This window comes from Cupriavidus sp. 05N38 (assembly GCF_056397345.1).
In genome coordinates, this window is sequence record NZ_JBFTNF010000054.1 from 1 (window position 1) to 23,108 (window position 23,108).

The 23,108-nt window shown below is 70.0% G+C and carries 21 protein-coding genes; 6 read left to right on the forward strand and 15 right to left on the reverse strand.

Annotation, left to right across the window (positions count from 1 at the left end; genetic code table 11):
- The 12 genes from AC1DK4_RS29985 to AC1DK4_RS30040 all read right to left on the reverse strand — a co-directional run.
- A partial coding sequence (locus AC1DK4_RS29985; protein WP_477131961.1) for a fused MFS/spermidine synthase occupies positions 1 to 707 on the reverse strand: 707 nt, incomplete at its 3' end.
- Between the two features lie 60 nt (positions 708 to 767).
- Positions 768 to 2,471, reverse strand: coding sequence for an arylsulfatase (locus tag AC1DK4_RS29990; RefSeq protein ID WP_441619264.1), 1,704 nt, complete (start codon positions 2,469 to 2,471; stop codon positions 768 to 770).
- 99 nt (positions 2,472 to 2,570) lie between these two features.
- Complete coding sequence (locus AC1DK4_RS29995) at positions 2,571 to 3,644, reverse strand: HAD family hydrolase (protein ID WP_477131962.1); 1,074 nt, start codon at positions 3,642 to 3,644, stop codon at positions 2,571 to 2,573.
- 14 nt (positions 3,645 to 3,658) lie between these two features.
- Positions 3,659 to 4,942 (reverse strand): formylglycine-generating enzyme family protein, encoded by a 1,284-nt coding sequence (locus AC1DK4_RS30000; protein WP_441619261.1) that lies wholly within the window; start codon positions 4,940 to 4,942, stop codon positions 3,659 to 3,661.
- 140 nt (positions 4,943 to 5,082) lie between these two features.
- The gene (locus AC1DK4_RS30005) at positions 5,083 to 6,117 is read right to left on the reverse strand and encodes a LysR family transcriptional regulator (RefSeq protein ID WP_441619259.1); all 1,035 of its coding nucleotides are present in this window, start codon (positions 6,115 to 6,117) and stop codon (positions 5,083 to 5,085) included.
- A gap of 394 nt (positions 6,118 to 6,511) precedes the next feature.
- The gene (locus AC1DK4_RS30010; RefSeq protein WP_441619257.1) at positions 6,512 to 7,468 is read right to left on the reverse strand and encodes a SphA family protein; all 957 of its coding nucleotides are present in this window, start codon (positions 7,466 to 7,468) and stop codon (positions 6,512 to 6,514) included.
- A 181-nt stretch (positions 7,469 to 7,649) separates the two neighbouring features.
- The gene (locus tag AC1DK4_RS30015; protein ID WP_441619255.1) at positions 7,650 to 9,134 is read right to left on the reverse strand and encodes a hypothetical protein; all 1,485 of its coding nucleotides are present in this window, start codon (positions 9,132 to 9,134) and stop codon (positions 7,650 to 7,652) included.
- On the reverse strand, positions 9,131 to 10,825 hold the full coding sequence (locus AC1DK4_RS30020; protein ID WP_441619253.1) for a vWA domain-containing protein: 1,695 nt from the start codon (positions 10,823 to 10,825) through the stop codon (positions 9,131 to 9,133). Before AC1DK4_RS30020 ends, AC1DK4_RS30015 begins: the two co-directional genes overlap by 4 nt.
- The gene (locus AC1DK4_RS30025) at positions 10,825 to 11,859 is read right to left on the reverse strand and encodes a vWA domain-containing protein (protein ID WP_477131963.1); all 1,035 of its coding nucleotides are present in this window, start codon (positions 11,857 to 11,859) and stop codon (positions 10,825 to 10,827) included. Before AC1DK4_RS30025 ends, AC1DK4_RS30020 begins: the two co-directional genes overlap by 1 nt.
- The gene (locus AC1DK4_RS30030) at positions 11,846 to 12,379 is read right to left on the reverse strand and encodes a DUF4381 domain-containing protein (RefSeq protein ID WP_441619249.1); all 534 of its coding nucleotides are present in this window, start codon (positions 12,377 to 12,379) and stop codon (positions 11,846 to 11,848) included. Before AC1DK4_RS30030 ends, AC1DK4_RS30025 begins: the two co-directional genes overlap by 14 nt.
- A 19-nt stretch (positions 12,380 to 12,398) precedes the next feature.
- The gene (locus tag AC1DK4_RS30035; protein WP_477116197.1) at positions 12,399 to 13,340 is read right to left on the reverse strand and encodes a DUF58 domain-containing protein; all 942 of its coding nucleotides are present in this window, start codon (positions 13,338 to 13,340) and stop codon (positions 12,399 to 12,401) included.
- A gap of 48 nt (positions 13,341 to 13,388) precedes the next feature.
- Positions 13,389 to 14,387, reverse strand: coding sequence for an AAA family ATPase (locus AC1DK4_RS30040; protein WP_441619247.1), 999 nt, complete (start codon positions 14,385 to 14,387; stop codon positions 13,389 to 13,391).
- A gap of 313 nt (positions 14,388 to 14,700) precedes the next feature.
- On the opposite strand from AC1DK4_RS30040, the gene AC1DK4_RS30045 reads away from it, so the two are divergent.
- The 3 genes from AC1DK4_RS30045 (at position 14,701) to AC1DK4_RS30055 (ending at position 18,298) form a co-directional block, all read left to right on the forward strand.
- Positions 14,701 to 15,093 carry an RT0821/Lpp0805 family surface protein gene (locus tag AC1DK4_RS30045; RefSeq protein WP_441619245.1) on the forward strand — a complete coding sequence of 131 codons (393 nt, stop codon included), beginning with the start codon at positions 14,701 to 14,703 and terminating at the stop codon, positions 15,091 to 15,093.
- 179 nt (positions 15,094 to 15,272) lie between these two features.
- A complete protein-coding gene (locus AC1DK4_RS30050) occupies positions 15,273 to 17,702 on the forward strand; it encodes a carbohydrate-binding family V/XII (RefSeq protein ID WP_477131964.1) in 2,430 nt (809 codons plus the stop codon).
- Between the two features lie 101 nt (positions 17,703 to 17,803).
- Positions 17,804 to 18,298 (forward strand): hypothetical protein, encoded by a 495-nt coding sequence (locus AC1DK4_RS30055; RefSeq protein WP_441619241.1) that lies wholly within the window; start codon positions 17,804 to 17,806, stop codon positions 18,296 to 18,298.
- Here AC1DK4_RS30055 and AC1DK4_RS30060 read toward each other — a convergent pair.
- Positions 18,295 to 18,474, reverse strand: coding sequence for a hypothetical protein (locus tag AC1DK4_RS30060; protein WP_441619239.1), 180 nt, complete (start codon positions 18,472 to 18,474; stop codon positions 18,295 to 18,297). The two genes, AC1DK4_RS30055 and AC1DK4_RS30060, sit on opposite strands and share 4 nt — an antisense overlap.
- A 1,169-nt stretch (positions 18,475 to 19,643) precedes the next feature.
- Between AC1DK4_RS30060 and AC1DK4_RS30065 the strand changes: the two genes are divergently transcribed.
- Together AC1DK4_RS30065 and AC1DK4_RS30070 are read left to right on the forward strand one after the other, a co-directional pair.
- A complete protein-coding gene (locus AC1DK4_RS30065; RefSeq protein WP_441619237.1) occupies positions 19,644 to 20,372 on the forward strand; it encodes an SDR family oxidoreductase in 729 nt (242 codons plus the stop codon).
- 51 nt (positions 20,373 to 20,423) lie between these two features.
- Positions 20,424 to 21,017: a 2-hydroxychromene-2-carboxylate isomerase gene (locus tag AC1DK4_RS30070; protein WP_441619235.1), complete on the forward strand. Its 594-nt coding sequence runs from the start codon at positions 20,424 to 20,426 to the stop codon at positions 21,015 to 21,017.
- 24 nt (positions 21,018 to 21,041) lie between these two features.
- Here the strand turns inward: AC1DK4_RS30070 and AC1DK4_RS30075 are convergent, their stop codons facing one another.
- The gene (locus AC1DK4_RS30075; protein ID WP_441619233.1) at positions 21,042 to 21,230 is read right to left on the reverse strand and encodes a hypothetical protein; all 189 of its coding nucleotides are present in this window, start codon (positions 21,228 to 21,230) and stop codon (positions 21,042 to 21,044) included.
- 66 nt (positions 21,231 to 21,296) lie between these two features.
- Between AC1DK4_RS30075 and AC1DK4_RS30080 the strand changes: the two genes are divergently transcribed.
- Positions 21,297 to 21,683: a hypothetical protein gene (locus tag AC1DK4_RS30080; RefSeq protein ID WP_441619231.1), complete on the forward strand. Its 387-nt coding sequence runs from the start codon at positions 21,297 to 21,299 to the stop codon at positions 21,681 to 21,683.
- A 17-nt stretch (positions 21,684 to 21,700) separates the two neighbouring features.
- Here the strand turns inward: AC1DK4_RS30080 and AC1DK4_RS30085 are convergent, their stop codons facing one another.
- Positions 21,701 to 23,038: an AI-2E family transporter gene (locus AC1DK4_RS30085; protein WP_441619229.1), complete on the reverse strand. Its 1,338-nt coding sequence runs from the start codon at positions 23,036 to 23,038 to the stop codon at positions 21,701 to 21,703.
- Between the last annotated feature and the right edge of the window lie 70 nt (positions 23,039 to 23,108).

Sequence of the window (23,108 nt, forward strand, 5' to 3'; positions counted from 1 at the left end):
CGGTAGCGCCGCGCCAGCACCAGCGCCGCGCAGCCGGCCACGCCGTTGAGCGCCGCCGCCGCGCAGGCGCTGCCGAGCACGCCCAGCCACGGCACCAGCGCAAAGCCCGCCAGCAAGGTGCCGGCGATGGCGCCGGCGGTATTGGCCGCGTACAGGCGCCCGCCACTGCGGCCCACGCCGTCCGGCGCCGGCGCGAGCGCGCGCATCAGCACCGGCAGCGTCCCGCCCATCGCTACCGCCGGCAGGCCCGCCAGCAGGATCGGCAAGGCCCACGCCAGCACGCCGGCGCGGTCCTGCAGCCAGGCAAACGGCATCGCCGCCATGGACAAGCCCACGGTGCAGGCCAGCGCCAGCACCAGCACGGCCAGTTCAAGCCGCGCGTACAGCCGCAAGGGACAGGCGCTGCGGTCCGCCGCGCGCCCGAACAGCCAGCCGCCGAGGGCCAGTCCGCCGAAGAAGGCGCTGACCGCGATGGTGACCGCGTGCACCTCCACGCCCACCACCAGGGTGAGCTGCTTGATCCACAGCACCTGGAACACCAGCCCGGCCGCGCCCGAGGCCAGCAACAGCAGCGCCGGCCAGGCCCACCCCAGCGTCGCCATGTCTCGCGGGGGCGCCAGGTCCGGCCTGGCCACGGCCGGGCGGCGCGCCGTCCCGCCCCGTCTGCCAGGCTTTTTGTCGATCCGCGCCACGTGGGAATCCAGCATTGCTTGCCACCCTGGAAAACGCGGCCGGGCGAGGCTAGTGCATCGGGCCTTCGCCCCCCGCTACTGCTGCCCTCGCTTCTTGAAGGCCTCGTCGATCTTCCTGTCCACCTGCTTGCGCACCTGGTCGATGCTGAAGCTCGCCGGCCGCTGGCTGGGCGGATAGTCGACGAAGGTCTGCAGGAACATGGTGGCCTTCATGGTCGCGATTTCGGTCAGGTACGCGTTCTTGGCCAGCCAGTCATCGTACTGGTCGGACACGATGTCGGCCCGCTCGTAGGGATCCATGCGCAGATTGAACATCTTCGGGACACGCAGGCAGGTGAACGGATTCCGCCACACGGCGAATCCCCCGGGCGAGGTCTGCTCGCAGAAGACCGCCTTCCAGTCGCCGAAGCGCATCGCCACCAGTTCGCCGTCGTCGTTGAAGTAGTAGAACTCGTCGCGCGCGCTTTTCGGGGATTGCCCGGTCAGCAGCGGCAACTGGTTATAGCCGTCCAGGTGGACCTTGAAGTTCTTGCCGCCGAAGCCGGCCCCCTTGAGCAGCTTGTCCTTGACACCGGCGTCGCCGGCCGCCGCCAGCAGCGTGGGGAACCAGTCCAGCCCCGAGAACATCTCGCTGGTCACGGTGCCAGGCTTGATCTTGCCCGGCCATCGGACCATGGCCGGCACCCGGAACGCGCCTTCCCAGTTGGTGTCCTTCTCGCTGCGGAACGGCGTGGTGGCGGCGTCCGGCCAGGAGAACTGGTTGGGGCCGTTATCGGTGGTGTAGATGACGATGGTGTTGTCGGCGATCTTCAGGTCGTCCAGCGTCTTGAGCAGCTTGCCTACGTCGCCGTCGTGCTCGATCATGCCATCCGCGTACTCGTTGCCGGGCATGCCGCTCTGCCCGCGCATCGACGGGCGCACGTGCGTGTAGACGTGCATGCGCGTAGTGTTCATCCACACGAAGAACGGCTTGTTGGCCTGGGCCTGCTTGGTGATGAAGTTCTGCGCGGCGGCCGTGGTCTCGTCGTCGACGGTCTCCATGCGCTTGGTGGTCAGCGGGCCGGTGTCTTCCACCTTGCCGTCGGCGGTGCTGTGGATCACGCCGCGCGGCGAGAAGTTCTTCACGAACGGGTCGTTCTTGTCCTTGGGCCAGTAGTCGCGCTGGGGTTCTTCCTCGGCGTTGAGATGGTACAGGTTGCCGAAGAACTCGTCGAAACCGTGCTTGGTGGGCAGGTATTCATCCTTGTCGCCAAGGTGGTTCTTGCCGAACTGGCCGGTGGCATAACCCAATGGCTTGAGCGCTTCGGCAATGGTGATGTCGCCCTTCTGCAGGCCCACCGGCGCGCCCGGCGCGCCGACCTTCGAGAGCCCGGTACGCAACGGCGTCTGTCCGGTGATGAACGACGAGCGCCCGGCCGTGCAGCTGTTCTCTGCGTAGTAGTCGGTAAATATCATGCCCTCGCGGGCGATGCGGTCGATATTGGGCGTCTTGTAGCCCACCACGCCCAAGCTGTAGGCACTGATATTGGTCTGCCCGATATCGTCGCCGAAGATCACCAGGATATTGGGCTTCTTGCCCGTACCCTGTGCCGGAGCGGGTGGCGGCTTGGCGGCGGTGGCGGCTGGCGCCGGCGCGGGCTTGGCCGCGCCCTGCGCTTGCGCGTCAGGCGGCGCGGACAGGAAGAAGACGGCGGTCGCCGCGGCGGCCAGGCCGCCGATGCCGGCCAGCGCCAGCGCCGTCCCGCGGCTCCGATGCAATTTCCCCAACGAAAAGTTCATGGCAAGGCTCCCGACGAAATCAAGACGAGTCCGTCCGCGTTCGGCACGAACGGACATGTGCAACAAAGGGATTGCTGAGCGCGACTGCGCCGCGCGGTGCTACTTGGGTGGCGGGTAGATCTGCTGCCAGTCCTGCTTCATGCTGATCACGGTCCAGCCGCGCGCGGTGGCCGCGTCCCAGGCCTTGTCGAGCTTGCCCACCGCCGACTGGCGGTCATAGGCGAACTCGCGCTCGGCATCGTCGTGATGCACCAGCAGCGCCAGGCGCCGGCCGGCGCCGCCGGTGGTGTATTCCAGCATCTGCAGGTCGCCGTCAGAGTTGCCCACCGCCAGGATGGGCCTGCGGCCGATGCGCAGGTAGATGCCGACCGGCTTGCCCGGCCCGTCGTCGACGAAGGCCAGCTTGGGCTCGCGCACCAGCACCGGCTGGCCGTTGCGCACTTCGTACTTGATCGATGCGGTGGAGCCGATCACCTGCTCGGGCGGGATGCCATAGACCTGCTCCGACCAYGGCCGCATGAASTCGATSGTGCCGCCSGARACGATGTAGGTCTTGAAGCCGTTGGCGCGCARGTAGGMCAGCAGCTCCAGCTGCGGCTGGTAGACCAGTTCGGTGAACGGGCGGTTGAGCCTGGGATGGCGCGACTTGTCCAGCCATGCGCGGATCGCCTTGTCGTACTCGTCCACCGTCATGCCGCTATTGGCCGCCATGACCAGTGGCAGCAGCTGTTTCTCCTGGGCGTGCAGCGCGGCCATGTCGTTGGCCATCAGGGCCTTGAGGGCGGCATTGTTCTTCCACTCCGGATGGCTCGGCGCGGCGGCCTTGACCTGGTCGAGCAGGAACAGGAACTGGAAGTACAGCGGCTGCTCGCTCCACAGCGTGCCGTCGTTGTCGAACACCGCGACGCGCTCCGCCGGCGGCACGAAGGTGGGCGCGCCGGCGCGCGTGACATCGGCCACGAAGGCGAGGATGGCCTGCCGCGCGGCGCCGTCGCGCCACGATGGCAAGACAGCGGCGGTACTTGCCTGCGCCGCCCGCACCGGCGCCGCCCCGCCACCGCTGTCCGCTGGCGGCCCCGCGCAGCCTGCCAGCGCCGCCGCCAGCGCGACGGCCGCGAGCCCGGCGGCCTGGCATCGGCGCGCGTGGCAGGACAACAACGTGAAACGCGGCATGGCCGGCTCCTCCCTCAGTGGCGCGCGGCAGGCTGGCCCGCCGTGGCCTGCGCCAGCGCCGCTTGCCCCTGCTCGCGCAGGGCCTCCCATTTGGCGTCGTCCATGACCAGCCGGAAACCCAGGTGCGACATGCTGTTGTACGGATCGGTGCCGCGCCGGGCGCTGGGCCGGTAGCTCAGGCAATAGTCTTCATTGCAGAGGAAGGAGCCGCCGCGCGTGACCCGCTTGGGCGCCGTCACCGGCACGCCAGGGTCGGCCGGGTCCCACGACTGCGCGGGACCCGCCGGAGAATCGATGGTGCGCCTGGCCACGGCCTCGCGCTCGAACTGGTCGGCGCGATACCAGTCGGCCACCCATTGCCAGGCGTTGCCGGTCATGTCGGACAAGCCATAGCCGTTGGGCGGGAAGGTGCCGGCCGCGCTGGTGCCGAGCGCGCCGCCCGCCTTGGCGCTGACCACCGGGAATGGCTGCGCCTGCTGGCCCTGCCAGACATTGGCCATCTGCTTGCCGTCGGGCGCGAACTGGTCTCCCCAGCCGTAGGTGGCCTGCTCCAGGCCGCCGCGCGCGGCGAACTCCCATTCGGCCTCGGTGGGCAGCCGCTTGCCGGCCCACTTCGCATAAGCCTGCGCATCTTCGTAGGAGACCTGCACGACGGGGTGATCGTCCTTGCCCGCGATACTGCTGTCGGGGCCGCCGGGATGGCGCCAGTCGGCGCCGGGCACGTAGCGCCACCAGCGCGAGTAATCCTGCAGCGGCACCGGGCCGGCGGTACCGACGAACACCATGCCACCCGCCACCATTGCGCTGTCCGGCGGCCGCGGCGTGCCAGGCGGCAGCTGGACCCTCAGGGTTTCCCAGTCGGGCGGCTTCTCCGCGGTGGTGACGTAGCCGGTAGCCTGCACGAACTTGCGGAATTCGGCATTGGTGACGTGGTGCTGGTCCATCCAGAAACCGTGCACGCGCACCTTGTGCGCGGGCCGCTCGTTGGGCTGCGCCAGCTTGTGGTCGCTGCCCATCAGGAACTCCCCGCCGGGCACATGCACCATGCCGGCCGGGCCGTGGACGCCGTCGCCGGCTTGCACACCGACTGGCCGGGCCGCGTCCGTGCCGCCCCGCCAGTAAGAAAATGCGCCGCCTGCCGCCACCGCCACGCACAGCAACGCGCCGCCGAGCAGAACGCTGCGGCGCCGCAGCGCCGCGCTGGCCGGCAGTGCCGCCGCCGGCGCCATGGCCGCGTTTGCCGTGCTGGCCCCGGCCATCGCCTCGTTGCGCCGTTTGCTGTTCCGGCTCCGTCCCATCCCGCCTCCTGCCGTAGGCAATGCAAAGATATCCTCACAACTGCGCAGCCATGCTCGCAAATCGCACGGCAAAACGGAAATCAATTCTTTGCGCCTTCGATCTGAATGATTTCATCGTCGCGGTACGGCATCGGCCAGCCTCATGCCGGCACCGCGGCTTCCGTGTCGTAGCGGGCATTGGGCAGCGCCGCCGCCAGGCTGCGCTGCAACTGCGCGCGTACCCTGTGCGCGGTGCGGCGCAAGGCCGGATCGTGCGCGATGGCAGCGATGCACAGCTCCACCGGCGGCGGCTGGCCGAACAGGCCGGACGTGGGCAGCACGGCGAAATCCCGTGCCTGCAGCGCGCTTTCCAGTCCCGGTGCAGGCAGCAGGATGGCCGCCGGCCTGGCCTGCGCGAGATCGAGCAGCGCCTCCATCGAGAGCGATGAAACCCGCGCTGCGCCCAGCGCGCTGACCGTGTGGATCCAGTTGTCGATCTGGCCGGAGAGGCCGAGTAGCGCTTCCGGGATCAGGCATGGCGCGGCCCCGCCAGCCGCACAGCGAGGGCCGGCATGCGAGCGGCAGAACACCGGAATCAGCGAGCTTTGCATCCTGGCCACCGTGCAGCCCCTGCCCTCCAGGCGGGTCTCGCCCAGCGACACCACGATCTCCAGGTCGCCGCCGGGCTCCGCCTGGCCTTGCCTGGCATGCGACAAGCTGAGCCGGCTGACCGGCACCGTGGTCCTGACCACCTTGACCACCAGCTCCGCGGCGAGATCGATCGGCCCCGCCAGGCGCACGCGCGCCAGCCCGACGCAGTCGGCAAGCGGCGGCGCGCGGCCGGAGCACGCATCGTCGAGAATGCCGAGCATGCGCCGCACCTTGGGCAGGATCTCCAGCGCCCTGGCGGTCGGCACCAGCGCGCCCTTCTCCGCGCCTGGTATGAACAGCGCGCCAAGGCGGTCTTCGAGCGCCTGCAGGTGGTACAGCACCGAGGAGGACTGGATGCCGTTGGCCTGGGCCACGGCGTGCACCGTGCCGCGCTCGGCCAGGTCGACAAAGGTGCGCAGGTAGCGCGTGTGGCCGCGCGGCATCGGCGCGGCCCTGCTGTCGCGCAACTGGGCCACGGCGGGCGGCCGGCTCGCGCCCTTGGTCCTTCGGCCTGACGTGGTCAGGGCATCCGTCGTGTTTCGCATTCCAATCGCCACCGCCGCCCCTTTGGTTTGGCAATTGCAGGGCTTACCTTCGTTGCCATTATCAGAATGAAGGCCGGGGCTGCGTTCTCGCGGACGCCTTCGCCCCTGCGTCTCCGGCTTACCGATTTGCGACTTAGCTAAGCAAAATTAGCTTCTTAATTTGTAGGTGCTGGCAGCGTGTCCCGTAGTGAAAGTTTTCGTAGGCGAGAGAGCGCGGCAGCACATGGCAGCGCACAAAAGAGGGGAAAGTGCTGCGCGGCAGACAGGCGGCGCGATGGCGGTGCCACCCGGCGGCAAAACCGGCCCAATGCCATCACCCATTCGGGTAGCGAAAAAATCGAATTCGCCTGATCCGCAGGGAACGCGCGAAGGGGGCTGGCCAAGCCCTTTTTCGTCAGAACACGACAGTCGCGGTTCCCATGAAGGTACTGGTACTGCTCAGCCGGTTCTGGCTCGATACCGTCGGCACCCAGCGCAGGCCGAGCGAGAGCATGCTCTTCGCGCCGATCTTGCTGTCGTAGGTCACGATCGGCCCGATCGCCCAGTCGTGTCCGCGAAAGCCATTGAGCCGGTCGGCGGTGGGCCCGGTATCGTTGCCAAGCTGCTGGGTGGTGCCGATGATCAGGCCGGCCCCGAAGCCATGGCCGAACTGCCTGGTCAGCATCGTGTCGAGCGTAAACAGCGGCGCGTTCTGGTAGTCCGTTGCGCTGTTGCGCGTGTAGAACTGCAGGCCCGCCACCACGTTGATCTGCATTGCGTACTGCGGCAGGATCCGGGTGTACGCCACTTGCGGGATGAACGTCCAGTTGTTGAGGCTGGGATTGGCCAGGGAGCTGGCGTCGTACTTTCCGGTGGGAGCCCAGATATTGAAGCTCAAGGCGATGTGCTCGGTCTTGGAGAAGTGGTAGCCGGCGATGACCGGCGTGAAAGCGATGTCGAACAGGTTGGATGCCGTGTCCTGCCTGCCGCCCTGCAGGCGGCCCACCGCCACGGTGGCGTTCACCTGGGTCCAGACATAGGGCAGCGTGAAGCTGGAAGCGAAATTCCACGCGCCGGTCTTGGTGTCCCACACCTTCATGATGGTAGCCAGGGTGAAGGCCACCTTGCCATCCACGCCGAGCGTGGTCTGGCCACCGATCGGCACTTCCCGGCCGCCGCCGATGGAACCGTTCAGGTAGATCTCGCCGAGATTGACGGCGAGGATGGGCTCCGGCGCCACGATGCCCGCATTGGGCGTGACGCTGGTGCCCGTGACGGGCCGCCCGAGCGCGCCTTCGGTGGCTTGCGCGTGCGCCGCGCCCAGCAGGAGCGGCAAGGCGATGGCGAATTGCTTGGTCAGCGTGGGGCGCATATTGGGTTCACCTCGGACCGTGGGCGGGGATGCCGTGGCGCCGGCAACGCCGGGCGCCGCGCGGGCGTGCGAAGTATTCTGCGGGGGATCGCACCTGGCCTGAACTGAATGTTTTCCCGGCCGGTGGCAAAGATTTTCGGCAAGGACATATCCCACCGCCCCTGGCCGGCCTCTGTTCCGCTCATGCCCCGCCTGCTAGCTGCCTGCTAGCGCCTGCTAGCTGCCTGCTAACTGCCTGCTTGCTGCCTGCTTGCTGCCTGCTAGCCGCTTGCTCGCCGCCGGGGTTGAGCGGTGGCAGTTCCCGCGCATGGCCGCGCCGCGCCGGCGGCTGCGCGGCGAGCACGTGCCGGGCCTCATCCAGGGACCGGTCGAGTGCCGCATCGACGGCCGGGCCCGCCGCCACGGCTTGCGCGCCACCATAGTTGCTCGCAAGCCACGCCTGGCCCGCCTCCGTGAAAGGCCCACGCGCGGCAGCACGCCCGGCATCGGCCAGCGTGGCCGGACCAGCCAGTCCACTGCCCCGCTTCGCTGCCAGCCGGTCCAGCCAGGCGTAGAGCGCGCCGGGCGCTCCCTGCCCGCTGCCCCGCAAGGCGCGCCGCAGCCGCATGAAGGCAGCCCGCTCCGACCCGTCCCGGGCGAGCAGCCGCCGTCGCCGCGATGCCCGCGCGCGCGCCCACAGCAGGCGCAGGCGTGGCAGCAGCAGCCATGCCGCAAACGCGAGCAACGCAACCGCGACGATGGCCCCCGCCACCTGCCGGACAGCGAAGCGGGAGGTGCCGCCACCCAGCGCCGCCGGGGACTCGCCCGGGATGGCGACGGCCGGCTGGTAGCCCCCGCCCGCCGCCGCGCTGAAATGCAGCGGCGGCACGCTGGCAGTGCGCAAGCGGCCCGCGCGCACGTCCCACCATTGCACGCTGACGCCCGGCAGCGTGTAGCGCCCGGGGCGCTGCACGACGTAGGTGGCCGCATCGATGCGATGGCCGCCGAGGAATCCCTGGCGCTCGCGGCTGATGTCTTCCACGCGCGGCGCCTTGGGATAGACCGCCAGCCCGCTCACCGGCGCGAACACGGTGGGTGGCAGCAGCATGGCCTGCACGCCGTCCGCGCTGATCTCGATGGTGCGGGTGAAGGCGTCGCCCTGCTTTAGCGCCCGCAGGTCACGGTCCAGCGTCTGGCGCACCTCGAGGCGCACGGTGCCGATGGCATTCCCGGCGCCGGGCGGGCGCGGCACTGCCTTGATCGCCAGGGTCAGCGGCGGCGTCCTGACCTTGACCGGGCCGGCGGCCTCGCCCACCTGCAGGGTCAGCTCCAGCGGCGGAATGGCGAGGTCGCCGCCGGACTGCGGCGTGATGATGTAGCTGCGCGACACGCCGAACCAGCGCTGCCCGCCGATGTCCTCGCTCAGGTTGCTGGCATCGTCTCCCGGCGGGCTGACGATGGCGCCCGGGATATCCAGCGCGGGAAAGACCGGCGCCTGCGTGAACCAGTTGGTGGTCAGCGCATCCACCACCAGCCGCACGGGCTGTCCGGCCGCGACCGGTCCGGGCGGTTCCAGGTGGGCGCGCGCCATGCTTGCCGGCCCGTCGCCGGGCGCGGCCAGCGCGGGCAACATCGCCAGCAGGCAAGCCAGCACCAGCACGGCGGCCAGCAGCGCGCGGCGGCTCATGGCGCCGCTCCGCGCGCGCCGGACGCCGGGGCCGCCGCCGGCGGCACGGGCGCCGGCTGCCGCGCTTCGATCTGGAACTTCTGCCGCAGGAAATCCGCCGGCGATACCTGCAGGTTGCGCATCCACAGCTCCGCGTTCTGTTGCTGCAGCCGGCTCATGTCCAGCTTGCCCTTCTTGCCGCCCTGCTCCTTGTTCTCGAACTCGACCTTGTCCGGCGGCAGGTCGGGCGCCTGTTCCTGGTCATCCTTGTCGTTCTTCTCCCGGGCGATCAGCGCCGCCACCAGCGCGCGGTTGGCCACGGCCTGCGCGAAGCCGGGGCGAGCCGCCAGCGCGTTGTCGTAGGCGGCAAGCGCGCGCGGGTAGTCGCGCAGGCGCGCGTAGCAATTGCCCATCATGAAGAAAGCGTCCGGCGTGTCCAGGCTCGCGAAGGCGGTCAGCGCTGCCGCATAGTCGCCCGCGCGGTAGCTGGCCCAGCCGCGCCACATGGGGTCCTGGAAACGGGCGGCGGCGCCGGCGAAGTCGCCGCGCTCGAAGCGCCGGCGGCCCTGCTGGTCCGGCGTGAAGAAGGCGCTGGCGATGGCGCTGGTGGTGGCGCTGGTGGTGGCGCTGGTGGTGGCGCCGGCCGGGCGGGAATCCGCGGCCATTGCCGGACGCGGCGCCTGCGCCAGCAGGCCCGCGAGCGTCGCAAGCCACAGCGGCAGCCAGCGTACCACCCAGCCGCGGCGGAACCACAATGCACCCAGCACGACGATGGGCACGGTGATGAGATAGCCGGCTTCCTTCCAGCGCACTTGCGCGTTCTTCTCCTGCGCGGCTTCCATATTGCGCACGGCGCGGCGCTGCACCCAGCGTATGTCGTCGTCGTCCAGCGTCAGGCTGGCCAGCGGAATATCCGCATCGGCAGACAGTGCCTTGAGTGCGGCAAGGTCCAGCGTGCCCCGCAGCGGCCTGCCCTGCGGGTCGGTGGCCACGCGGCCATCGGGGGTGCGGATGGGCCCGCCGCCCTCGGTGCCGGCCGCCAGCGCCAGCACCTGGATCTGGCCCGCCCGCGCCTGCGCGGCGAAGGCTGGAATCTGCGCGCGCTCGAATCCGTCGGTGATCAGGAGCACGGTACCGGCGGCCGACTCGCGCCTGAGCAGGCCATCCGCCAGCGTCAGCGCCGCCGCCGCGTTCTTGCCCGCGCCGGGCACCATGCCGGTGTCGAGCGCGTCCAGGAACAGCGCCATGAAGACCGGATCGTCGGTGGGCGGCACCACCATGTGCGCGCTGCCGGCATACACGACCAGGCCGGTGCGCGAGCCGGCGCGCAGCACCATCAGGTCGCGCACCTTCTGCTTGGCGCGCTCCAGCCGGGTGGGCGCCACGTCCACCGCGTCCATGCTGCGCGAGAGGTCGATGGCGATCACCATCGGCGCCTTGTCCTCGGCAAACGGCGGTGGCTCGCGCTCCCAGGCCGGCCCGGCCGCGGCAATGCCGATCAGCGCCAGCGCCGCGCAGGCGCCATGCACCGGCCGCAGGCGCGGGCCGCCGCCGCTGTCCACGATCAGCCGCGCCAGCAGATGCGGGGCGATCACGCCTTGCCAGCGGCGGCGCGGGTCCGAGAGCCGGTGCCAGGCGAAGGCGATGAGCGCGGCCGCGGGCACCAGCAGCAGCCACGGCGGGCGCAGGAAGTGAAAGGCCGACAGGTCCATCAGCGCCCCCCTGCGCGTGTTGCGGCCGCGCCCGGCTCCGGCGGCGGCTGGCCGCGCGGCCGCCGCGCGGCAGTCAGCAGCAGCATGACCGCGTGGTACAGCAGCAGCAAGATGCCGACCGCGCCCAGCGGGTAGCAGAAAAGGTCGCGCTTGGGCTGGTGCGACTGGCGCCTGACCTTGACCGGCGTGATGCGGTCCAGCGTAGCGTAGATCGCCTCCAGGCCGGCCAGGTCCTCGCCACGGAAGCTCTGCCCGCCGGTGCGCGCCGAGATGGCCTGCAGCGCAGCCAGGTCCACCTTGTTCTCGCCGCTGGCATTGAGGTCGCCGATACCGATGGTATGGATCACCAGGCCACGGTCCCTGGCCACCTGCGYGGCCTGCGCCGGCGGCACCTTGCTGGCGGTGTCGTTGCCGTCGGTCAGCAGGATCAGCACCTTTTCCTGCGCCGGCGACGCCTCGGTCATGCGCACCGCCACGCCGATGGCGTCGCCGATGGCGGTCTGCGGGCCGGCCATGCCGATCTGCGTTTCATCGAGCAAGGCCAGCACGCTGTCATGGTCCATCGTCAGCGGCGCCTGCGGGAAGGCGGCGACGCCGAACACCACCAGGCCGATGCGGTCCTGCTTGCGGCGCGCGATAAACCCGCGCACCACCTGCTTGACGGCGGTGAGGCGGTCCACGGCGCGGCCGTCCGCCCCGGTAAAATCGCGTGCCTCCATCGACTGCGAGAGATCGATGGCGAGCATCAGGTCGCGCGCGGGCTCGTCGCGCTCGATGGGCGGATCCACCCACACCGGCCTGGCCAGCGCGGCCACCAGCAGCACCCAGCACAGCGGCGCCAGCAGCCGCCGGGCCCAGTTGCCGCGCATCACCACCGCGCCGTGGGCGGGACGCTGGCCGCTGCGCTCGGCCATTTCCTCGAAGAACGGCACGCGCACCGCGGGCATGGTCTCCCGGTACGCCGGCAGCAACAGCCAGACCAGCAGCGGCAACGGCAGCAGCAAGGCCGCCCAGGGATGTTCAAAGGCGAGCATGATGCTGTCCGATCCAGTCGCGCAGCAGCGCCACCAGCGCCGTCACCTCGGCGGCCGCGGGCGGCTGGCTGCCGTAGGCCAGTTCCGGCAGCAGGCGCCCCGGCCCGCTGGTGAAGCTGCCCGCGCGCCAGGTGCCGTCCAGGTACGCCAGCCACGCCTGTGCCGACAGGCTGGCCACCTGCGCGCGCGGCGCGAACGCCAGCACCACGCGCTTGACCAGCGCCGGCAGCGCCGCCAGCGCGCCGGCGCGGCTGTGCTCGTCGGCCAGCATGGCTTCGATCCGCGCCAGCTCGGCCAGCGCTTCGCGCCGGTAGCGACTGGCCTGGCGGCGACGGTACACGCGCCACGCCAGCAGCGCCAGCACCGTCAGCAGGAGCGCGGCCAGCACCGCCCAGCCCCAGGTCTGCGGCAACCATGAGACCGGCGCGGGCGTGGGGATCTCCTGCAGCGCGGACAGCGTGGCATCGGCAGGCGCGGCGCCGGGGCTGCCGGCAACGCTGGCGCGGATCAGCTCTGCCATGGCCGTGCGCGCCGTGCGCTCATGGCCGCGGCGCCTTGCCGCGCGGGGCCAGGCGTCCCAGCAGGTGGCGCAACTGGGCCAGCGCCTCGCCCTCGGTATCGATTGCCATCATCGGCACGCCACTGCGCTTGAGCAGCGCGGTGACCTCGTGCAGGCGGCCGGTGAAGAAGGATTCGATCGGCTCGCGCACGGTCCTGGCGCCCATGTCCAGCTCGACCTGCAACTCGCCCTCCGTCACCACCATGCGCCCGGTGTGGTGCGGTACGGCCTGGAACATCGGGTCGAACACCAGCGCGGCGATCACGCTGTTGTGGCTGGACAGCTGGCGCAGCAGATCCTGCGTGCGTTGCCCGGCCCCGGCGAAATCGCTTACCACGCAAACCAGGTGGTCATGCGCCGCCACCTGCAGCGCGCGCTCCAGCGCGCGGTCGAGCTGGCCATAGACGGGCCGCGCCGTGCTGCCGGCATGCAGCGCCTGGTTCATGCCGGCCACCGCGCCCAGCACGGCCTGCACGCGCGCGCGGCTGCGCAGCGGGCGCACCAGCGTGGTGTCGCTGTCGTTGAAGACCACGGCGCCCACGCGGTCGCCGGCCTGCAGTGCCATCCACGCGCACAACGCGGCGAACTCCGCCGCCAGCACGGATTTCATGGCGCGCCGCGAGCCGAAGAACATCGGCATKCGCTGGTCCACCACCAGCAGCACCGGCAGGTCCCGCTCTTCGGTGTAGGCGCGCACCAGCGCGCGCCCGGCGCGCAGCGAGGCGCGCCAGTCGAGATGGCGGATATCGTCGCCCTGCCGGTAGCCGCGCAATTCCTCGAAATTCAGCCCGCGCCCGCGGATGCGCGAGCCGTGCTTGCCCGCCAGCACGCTGGCGTGCGGCTGGCGCATGGTGAAGCCCAGATCGCACACGGCGTGCTCGAGCCGCGCCAGGTGCGCGACATCCACCCACACCGTGCCGATCTCCGCTGCCGTGCGCGCCGCCTCCGTGGCCACCTGGGTTCCCCGTTGCTAGGCCGGCACGGCCACGCTTTGCACCAGCTTGCGCACCACCGCATCGGCATCCACTCCGTCGGCGTTGGCGTCGTAGGACAGGATCAGCCGGTGGCGCAGGGTGGGCAGCGCCATCGCGCGCACATCGTCTGGCGTGACATGATCGCGTCCTTCGAGCCAGGCATGGGCGCGCGCGGCGCGGTCCAGCGCGATGCCGCCGCGCGGGCTGGCGCCCAGCGCGATCCATTTGGCCAGCGCCTCGTCATAGCGGGCCGGCGCGCGGCTGGCGTTGACCAGGTCGACGATGTAGCGGTCGATCGCGTCGGCCACGTGAATGGCGCTGATTTCCGCGCGCGCCGCGAAGATCGCGGCCTGTGGCACGCGCCGTGGCGGCGGATTCTCGCCCGCGGGCGCATCGGCCGGGGCCGGCCCCTCGCCACGCTCCTCCGCGCGCACCAGGCGCAGCACCTCGCGCTCATCGTCGGCGGCAGGATAGGTGATCAGCACCTTCATCAGGAATCGGTCCATCTGCGCCTCGGGCAACGGATAGGTGCCCTCCTGCTCGATCGGGTTCTGCGTGGCCAGCACCATGAACAGCGGGGGCATCGGATGCGTGGTGCCGCCCACCGAGACCTGGCGCTCCTCCATGGCTTCGAGCAAGGCGGACTGCACCTTGGCCGGGGCGCGGTTGATCTCGTCGGCCAGCACGAGGTTGCCGAACACCGGGCCCGGCTGGAAGCGGAAGCTGTTGCGCCCGCCTTCCTGGTAGAGCACGTCGGCGCCGGTGATATCGGCCGGCAGCAGGTCCGGGGTGAACTGGATGCGGCGCATCTGCGCGTCCAGGCTGGCCGCCACGCTCTTGACCATGCGCGTCTTGGCCAGGCCGGGCACGCTCTCCAGCAGCAGGTGGCCGTTGGCCAGCAGGCCGATCACGATCTGGCGGATCACCTCGCCCTGCCCCTTGATGGCCCCCTCGACATGGCGCTGCAGCGCCGCCATTGCCTCTCTTGCGCTCATTTGCCGCTCTCTCGTCAGGACGCACGGACGCAAATCGGGCCGGCGCCGTATCAGGCACTGGCGAGCAGCATGGCATATCGCCTGTCGTGCCGGGTACTGAAATCTTTCGGCGTGGTTATGTCGCTTTTTGTACTGGATGTGAAAGTTTTCACTCGGGCGCGCACCGGCATGCGGATGGCATAAGGTAGCAGGACGCGATGAAAACGTGACGAGCGCGGGACTCCGCACGCGTGCGGGCTTCGCGCCGTCTGTATCCGGACGCGTCCCGCGCCCTTCGATCCATCGAACCACCCACGACAAAAGGACTGCATCCATGACACCGCGCCAGTTGTTCCGAACTTCGCTGGCATGTGCCGCCCTGCTGGCCCCGGCCGCGCCCGCGCTCGCCTACTTCGACACATTCGTCAATGCCACGGTGATCGGCAAGATGAGCCAGAAGGAATCCGCCGCACTCGCCAAGAGCGTGGGCGAGATCCTCAACACCGGCGCCGACGGCGCCGTGGTGCCCTGGAACTATCCCGCCACGAGCGGCCGCCGCGCCATCGAAGGCTCGCTCACGCCGCTGCGCTCCAAGACCGACCAGGGCCAGTCCTGCCGCCTGCTGCGCACCCAGCTCAAGCGCGATGGCCTGGAAGACAACTGGACCGGCTGGTTCTGCAAGCAGAGCGACGGCCGCTGGAAATCGCGCAAGGTGAGCAACGAATAGGCGCCACGCCACCGCGCGCCACGCGCGCCCGGATCGACGAAGCGCTCCGGGCCGTCTGACCCAGGCAGGGGCAATGCCCGCGYCATGGGTGGCCGGGCGGCGCTTGCCGCGCCCGGCCAGGCTGGGACTATCGCCCGCTGCCGGCCAGCCTGCTGGATTTGCCGACAAGGAGCCGCACCATGCCAGCCACCGCCGCCACGCCGGCCACCGCGCGCCTGCGCCTGCTGCTGATTGCCGCCTGCCTGGCGCTGGGCATGCCGCCGGCACAGGCGGCCAATCCGCCCCGGACAGCCGCGCCGCTGACCTGGYCGCGCAACTTCGACGCGGCCAGCCAGCATATCGAGATGTACCAGCCGCAGATCGAGCAATGGGACGGCGACCGCCTCTCCGGCCGCGCCGCGGTGGCGGTGGGGGCGAAGAACGGCACGCCGACCTACGGCGTGGTGCGCTTCTCCGCGCATGCCGATATCGACAAGGCATCCGGCCTGGTGCAGATGCGCGCGATCCAGGTGGACAGCGTCGACGTGCCGACCAATCCCGAGGCGGCCGGCCAGGTGCGGCAGGCGCTGCTGGCGCGCCTGCCGCCGGCCGGGCTCACGGTGCCGCTCGATGAACTGCAGGCCAGCTACGCGGCCTCGCAGGAAGTCGCCAGGGCCTCCGGCGTGGCGGTGAAGAACGACGCGCCGCGCATCGTCTTCGCGCCCGTGCCCACGCTGCTGGTGCTGGTCGATGGCGAGCCGGCCTGGCGCGAGGCCGGCGGCACGCGCTACCAGCATGCCCTCAACAGCCGCGCCCTGCTGCTGCGCGACAGTGCCGGCCAACTCTACCTGCAGGCGGCCGGCTACTGGTACGGCGCCGCCGCGCTCGGCGGGCCGTGGCAGATGATCGCCAGCCCGCCGCAGGCGCTGGTCACCGCCGCTGGCAAGGCCCAGGCCGGCGCCAAGGCCGATCCGATGCTGCCGGCCGACGGCAGGCGTCCCGCCGCCCCGCCCGCCATCCTGGTGGCGACAGGCCCCACCGAGCTGATCGTCACCGATGGCGCGCCCAAGTTGTTGCCGGTGGCCGGCGTCAGCCTGCTGACCGTGAGCAACACCGACCGCGCGGTGTTCGTCGACCCCGCCAGCAACCGCTACTACGTGCTGGTCTCGGGGCGCTGGTTCGCCGCGCCGGGTGTCGACGGGCCGTGGCAGTTCGTGCCGGGCAGTGCATTGCCCGCGGACTTCGCGCGCATCTCGCCCCAGGATCCCAGGGCCAACGTGCTGGTTTCCGTGCCGGGCACGCCGCAGGCACGCGAGGCGCAGATCGCGGCCACCATTCCGCAGACAGCGGCGGTAGCGCGCGCCAAGGCCACGCTGACGGTCGGCTTCGACGGCTCGCCGCGCTTCGCGCCGATCGAGGGCACCTCGCTGAACTACGCCGTCAACGCCGCCACGCCCGTGATCCAGACCGACGCAGAGCACTTCTACGCAGTGGCCAACGGGGTCTGGTTCACCGCCGCCGGCCCGACCGGCCCCTGGCGTGTCGCCACCGAGGTGCCCGGCGCGATCTACACCATCCCGGCCAGCTCGCCGCTGCATTACGTCACCTATGTCCGCATCTATTCGGTCGCGCCCGATACCGTGGTAGTGGGCTACACGCCCGGCTACATGGGTGTGGTGATCAGCGCCGACGGCACCGTGGTGTACGGCACGGGCTATGTCTATCCGGCCTATGTGGGCTCGGTCTACTACGGCTATCCGCCCACCTACGGCTACGGCGCGGGCTTTGCGCTCGGCGCCGCGGAGGGCTTCGCCTTCGGCTTCGCGGCAGGGGCGTTCTGGGGCGCGGCGTCACCCTACTGGGGACCGTACTGGTGGGGCGGGGGCTACAACTGGAACTACGTCAACGTGAACCAGGCCAACTTCTACGGACGCTGGGGACAAGGCACGGTGACCCATGCCTCGGGCTGGGACGCCTGGACCGGCACGCAATGGCGCGGCACCGCAGGCGCCGGCTACAACCCGGCCACCGGCGCCCGCTTCCAGGGCAGCGCGGGCGCCGCCTTCAACCCGTACAGCGGCAATGCCGCGGCCGGGCGCCAGGGCTCGTTCTACAACCCGTCCACGGGCAGCGCCGGCGCCGGGCGCGGCGGCATCGCCGGCAATGAATACACCGGCAACTACGCGGGCGGGCGCCAGGTGGCCGGCTACAACGCGCAGACCGGGCGCGCCGGCGCGGCCGAGTTCGGCGTGGCCGGCAATACCCAGACCGGCCAGCGCGAAGCCGGCAGCAAGGGCTTCGTGGTCAACCGCGGCCAGGGCAACGGCGTGGCCTGGAACAACGGCGACGTCTACGCCGGACATGACGGCAACATCTACCAGCACACCCAGGACGGCGGCTGGCAAAAGCACACCTCGGGCGGCTGGGAGCCGGTGCAGCCCGATGCCAATGCCAACGTCGGCGGCCAGCTGGAGCAACAACGCCAGGCGCGCGACCTGGGACAGCAGCGCTTTGGCCAGACTGCTCGCCAGTGGGGCGGCGGCGCGGGCAACCCCGGCGCCAGCTTCGGCGCGCGCGGCGGCGGGCGGCGCATGGGCGGCTTCCACGGCTTCCACGGCTTCCACCGCTAGCGCGGCAGCTTGCGCGCATCCCTGCATCCCCCATTCCGGGGATGCGCGGCGGCGCATGGCGGCCGATACTCTGCTTGTCGAGTGCCCCGGAGGAGCCAGCCATGGACCGCCGAACCCTGCTGATTGCCGCCCCCGCGGTCCTGATCGCCGGCCGGATGGCCGGTGCCAGCGCGCAACCAGGCGAGGCAGCGCCCTTCCACGCCACCGCCGAATCCCGCATCACCCTGCTCTACCTCGGGCAGGCCAGTTGCCCGCCATGCCGAGGCTATGAAGCGGAATACTTCGGGCGCATGGACAAGATGGCGAAGTCGTTTCCGGAGTTCCGGGAAATCGACTATGTGAAGCTGAGCCTGGGCAGCGGCAAGGCCGTCGTCACCGCCGGCCTGCTGCCTGACCACCTCAAGTGGGTTGCCACCGAGACGCGCGACGGCCACGCGATCATCCAGAACGCCTATGGCACGCCGTTCTTCGCCGCCGTCGTGGACCACGAAGTGTGGGCGCAGGGCCCCGCTGTGTCCGGGCTCGAAGGCGAGGTGCTGCCGGCCCTGCGCCGCGCGGTGCAGGAACGGGCACGCAGCGCGCGGGTACCCAGCTAGTGGCGCGTATGCGGGTCGCTCGGGTCGGGTTCGCGGCGCTCGCGCTCGCGCCGCTGCTGGCTGCGGGCAAGCTCCTTGCTGACGTCCTGGGCAAGCTGGCGCATGTCGGCCACGCGCGCGTCGAGTTCGTTGGGAAAGATGTCGTGTGCCAGGTTGACCTTGAGGGTGAAGGACATGATGTGGCTCTGTTGGTATGGAGTTCGTCGATGAGTGCGCATGCCTGACGCTGGCGTGGCCGGATCGACCGGGTCGCCTGTGTCGCCTGCGGCACCCTGGCTCGCTGTGGCGCTAGAACCCGCCTTGGAAACGGCAGGTTGTCACGGTATCGCGAACCTCTTTGCTACCAGTATGGGATATCGCACGCAGGTTTTCCTTTGATGTTGTTTATCGGTGCGATAGGCATCGACCCCGCGCTGGAATGTGGTGTCGCGGACCGCGCCGGGATCCCCAGGCCCGCTTCCCGCCCGGAGGGCAACCCGCGCCATCCCGGCAGGCGAAGCGGCCAGCGCGTCCCCCGCCCGGACGATGCGTCGGTGCGACGCCGAACATGGTCCCCGCGCGGGCCCATGCGATCCTCGGGACCGCGGCCGGCGCCGCTGCCAATGGCATGCAAATACCGGCAAATGCACGGAAAAACGCGCATGGGAGGCCGACGTGGCATCAATGCTGCTGTCGTGCCGCGCGCTGCCCGGCTGGTCCCGGACGTGCCCAGTGGCGGCTTCCGGCTTCGTGGTGCGCGCGTCGGCACTTGCAACGGCCTTGATCGCGGTCCGCGACGGGTTCTCCACCGGGCACGGCAGGCTCTGGCACCCGTCGCAGACGATCCGCGACAGCCTTGCCGCCAGGGCACGGGCAGACGCTGCGCACGGGCGAGCGCGGCAGTATCGCCGTGCCGCTGGCATGGGGGAGAAACACTGCGCGTGGACGTGGCTGCCGCCGGCCTGCGGCTGCTCCTGTCGGACGAGCCGCTGGCCGTCGTGCGGCTGCGCCGCAATAGCGCATCCAGCCAGCCGGACGCCGCCGGTCAGCCCGGCGGCTCCCATGAGCGGATCCACGCCCGTGGTGGCGAAGCCCCCGCGCCTGGCTAGCGCGCCGCTGGCTGCTATCACACGCTCGCGCGTGGCGGCTTTGTGGATTGCGGAATCACGCAGTGCTGTTCCTGGGGGGGCGGGGTATGGTGCCAAGGCTTGACGCCGGCCGCATTCGTACCATAAAGTTCGCTTACTAAACGATCGTTCAGCTTAGGGCAGATTCGCCGCCACAGCAAGGCGGCGCACCGCGCAGCGACGAAAAAAACCGCCCGGGGTCCTGCCCGGGCGCAATATCGCAGACTGGAGACAATGCAATGACCAACAAGAAAGCCGTTCTGGTGGTGGGTGCGGGCGACGCTACGGGCGGCGCCATTGCGCGCCGCTTTGCGCGCGAAGGCTATATCGCCTGCGTCACGCGCCGCAATGCCGACAAGCTTGCGCCGCTGGTGGAGCAGATCCGCGCCGAGGGCGGCGAGGCGCACGGCTTTGCCTGCGACGCGCGCAAGGAAGAAGACACCGTGGCGCTGATCGAGCGCATCGAGCGCGAGATCGCGCCGCTGGAGGTGGCGATCTTCAATATCGGCGCCAACGTGCGCTTCTCCATCCTGGAGACCACCTCGCGCGTGTACTTCAAGGTCTGGGAGATGGCCTGCTTCGGCGGCTTCCTGATGGGACGCGAGGCCGCCCGCGTGATGCTGCCGCGCGGCCACGGCTCGATCTTCTTCACCGGCGCCACGGCCAGCCTGCGCGGGCGCGACGGCATGAGCGCCTTCGCCGGCGCCAAGCATGCGCTGCGCGCACTGGCGCAGAGCATGGCGCGCGAACTTGGCCCGAAGAATATCCACGTGGCGCACCTGGTGGTGGACGCCGCCATCGACACCGACTTTATCCGCTCGAACTTCCCCGACCGCTATGCGGCCAAGGACAACGACGGCATCGTCAATCCCGAGCACATCGCCGATACCTACTGGATGCTGCACCAGCAGCCGCGCGACGCCTGGACCCACGAACTGGACATCCGCCCGTGGATGGAGACCTGGTGAGCATCGGCGCAAGAGAATGTCCGCCAGGAAAACCATGAACGGAGACAACAGATGAGCAAGCAGGTCACCTTCTATTTCGATTTCGGCAGCCCCTACTCTTACCTGGCCTACAAGGAGCTGCCGCGCGTGGCGCAGCGCACCGGCGCGCGGATCGACTGGCAGCCCATCCTGCTCGGCGGTGTGTTCAAGGCCACCGGCAACCACAGTCCCGCGGAGATTCCCGCCAAGGGCCGCTGGTCAAACACCGATACCGCGCGCTGGTCGAAGCGCTACGGCGCCAACCTGCAGCAGAATCCGCATTTCCCGATCAACACGCTGGCGCTGATGCGCGCCGCGAAGGGCTACCAGCTGCGCGACGAAGCCGCCTTCCACCGCTATGTGGAGGCCATGTTCGCCGCCATGTGGGAGCAGCAGCGCAACCTCAACGATCCCGCCGAGATCGGCGCGGCGCTGGCGGCGGCCGGCCTCGACCCGCGCGAGGCCTTGAAGATGATCGAGGACCCCGTCGTCAAGGACGCCCTCAAGCAGGCCACCGAGGCGGCAGTGGCGCGCGGCCTGTTCGGTGTGCCGAGCTTTGTCGTCGGCGACGAACTGTTCTGGGGCAACGACCGACTGCTGTTCGTGGAGGAAGCGCTGGGCGCGTGAAGGCACGCCAGCGCCGGCCGCGCGTCAGAACGCGGGCAGGATGGCACCCTTGAACTGCCTGGCCAGGAAGTCGCGCACCTCCTGCGACTGGTACGCCGTCACCAGCGGCTTCACCCATGGCGCAGCAGCGCGGTTGCCATTGGAGGGATCGTTCTGGATGCCGACCTTGGCGCCTTCCGGCAGCGCGTGTTCGCCTAACGATATGCGCGGCATGCACCGTGCGTGGCGGCCAGGTCCGGTAGAATTGCGCTCCCTTCGCGGCACCCTGTACGGCAAGCCATGACGCAAACCCCACCGGCATCGCCTGCCGCACCTGACTACCGGATCCTGTTCGCGTTCAGCGCCGCCGCGGGCACCGTGCTCGAGATCAAGCGCCTTGGCCTGCCCGCCGAGGCGCCGCGCGCGCGCAAATACCAATGGCTGTGGCTGGACGGCGAAAGCCAGCCCATGTGCGTGCGGCCGCTGCGGTTCGTATCGATGCGCGAAGACGAAGGCGCGGCGCTGCCTCACGAGCGCGTCTTCGCCGAAGGCGTGTTGCGCTTCGGCGCGCAAGCGGCTGAACTGATCCTGGCAGGAGAAGGCACGCTGCGCTTGCTAGCGTGCGAGCCGCAGGCGCTTTCGCCGGCGGCGGCGGCGCTGGTGACGCAGTTCGCGGCCCCCGCTTGAGACAGCCCCGGCCGCGCTCACTCGCCCAGGAATTCGGCCAGCACCTCCATGCCTTCCACATGATCGGCCACCACCTTGGCGATCACCGCGATGGGAATGGCCAGCAGCACGCCCCAGGCACCCCATAGCCAGGTAAAGAGCAGCAGCGCCACGAACACCGCCACTGCATTCATCTTCGCCATGCGGCCCGTCATCCAGGTAGTGACCACCGAGCCGATCAGCGTGGCGATCAGCAGCGAGCCGCCGGCCGCCAGCGCGGCCAGGCCGAAGGCACCGCCGGTCTGCATGAAGGCGGCCAGCCCGATGCACACCGCGATCAGCGCCGCGCCGAAATACGGCACCAGGTGCAGCGCCGCCGCGGTCAATGCCCAGGTGCCGGCGTTATCGAGGTGCAGCCACTTCAGCAACAGCCACGTCAGCATGCCCACCATGGCATTGGCGACCAGCAGCATCACCATATAGCCCTGGATCTGGCGGTTGATCTCGTCGAGCATATGCACGCTGATCTTCTTCTGCGAGAGCGTGGTACCGGCCATCTTGACGAACTTGCGCTTGAACATATCGCCCGAGACCAGCATGAAGAAGGCCAGGAACAGCACCACCGCAGCCTGTGCCAACAAGGCGAGGATGCCCATCGATCCGGCCACCAGCATATTCGTCATGGCGTCGCCCGAGCGCTCCACGACGACCTGCGGCGTGCGGGCCGGCGGCGGCTGCCCGGTGCCCGCCAGCACCGTGGCCGCGCGGCGGACCTTCTGCACCATGGAGTCGTCGCCGCTGAGCAGCGCGCCTAGCGAACGCGAAAGCTTGGTGGCCACCTCCGGCAGGCGGTCCACCAGCCCTGCTGCCTGGTCCTGCAGCAGGTAGGCGCAGCACACCACGCCGGAAAGCATGGCCAGCAGCACAAGCGATGCGCCGATCACCCGCGGGATGCGGCGGCGGAACAGGAAGGTAACCAGCGGATCGAGCATATAGGCGATCACGATCGCCAGCACCACCGGGATCACGAAAGCGCTGGCAAGATGAAGCGTATAGAGCGATGCAAGCACGGCCAGGATGACGAGGGCCTGTTCGCCGCGGCCACCTGCAGCCACGGGAGCGGCGGCCGGCCCGGCGAGCGTCTCTGCGGGTGTGGCTGCCGGCGCCTCGGGCGGTGCATTGCCGCTGTCAGGCAGGCCGACGGCTTGCGCCGCCCCGGCTGCCTGCGCCGCTGGCGCGGTGGCGGTGGCCTCGCCAGGCGCAGCGGCGGCGGCGGCCGCGGCATTGGCATCGGCCGCCGATTGGGCCGCCGATTGGGCCGCCGATTGCCGCTGCCTGAGGCGGAGATGGCTGAGCGAAGGCAGGGAAAAGGGCATGGCGACAGGCGTGGTGGCGATGGGAGGGGCTGATGACTGGGGCTGGGCTTGGGCTGATGGCTGGAGCCTT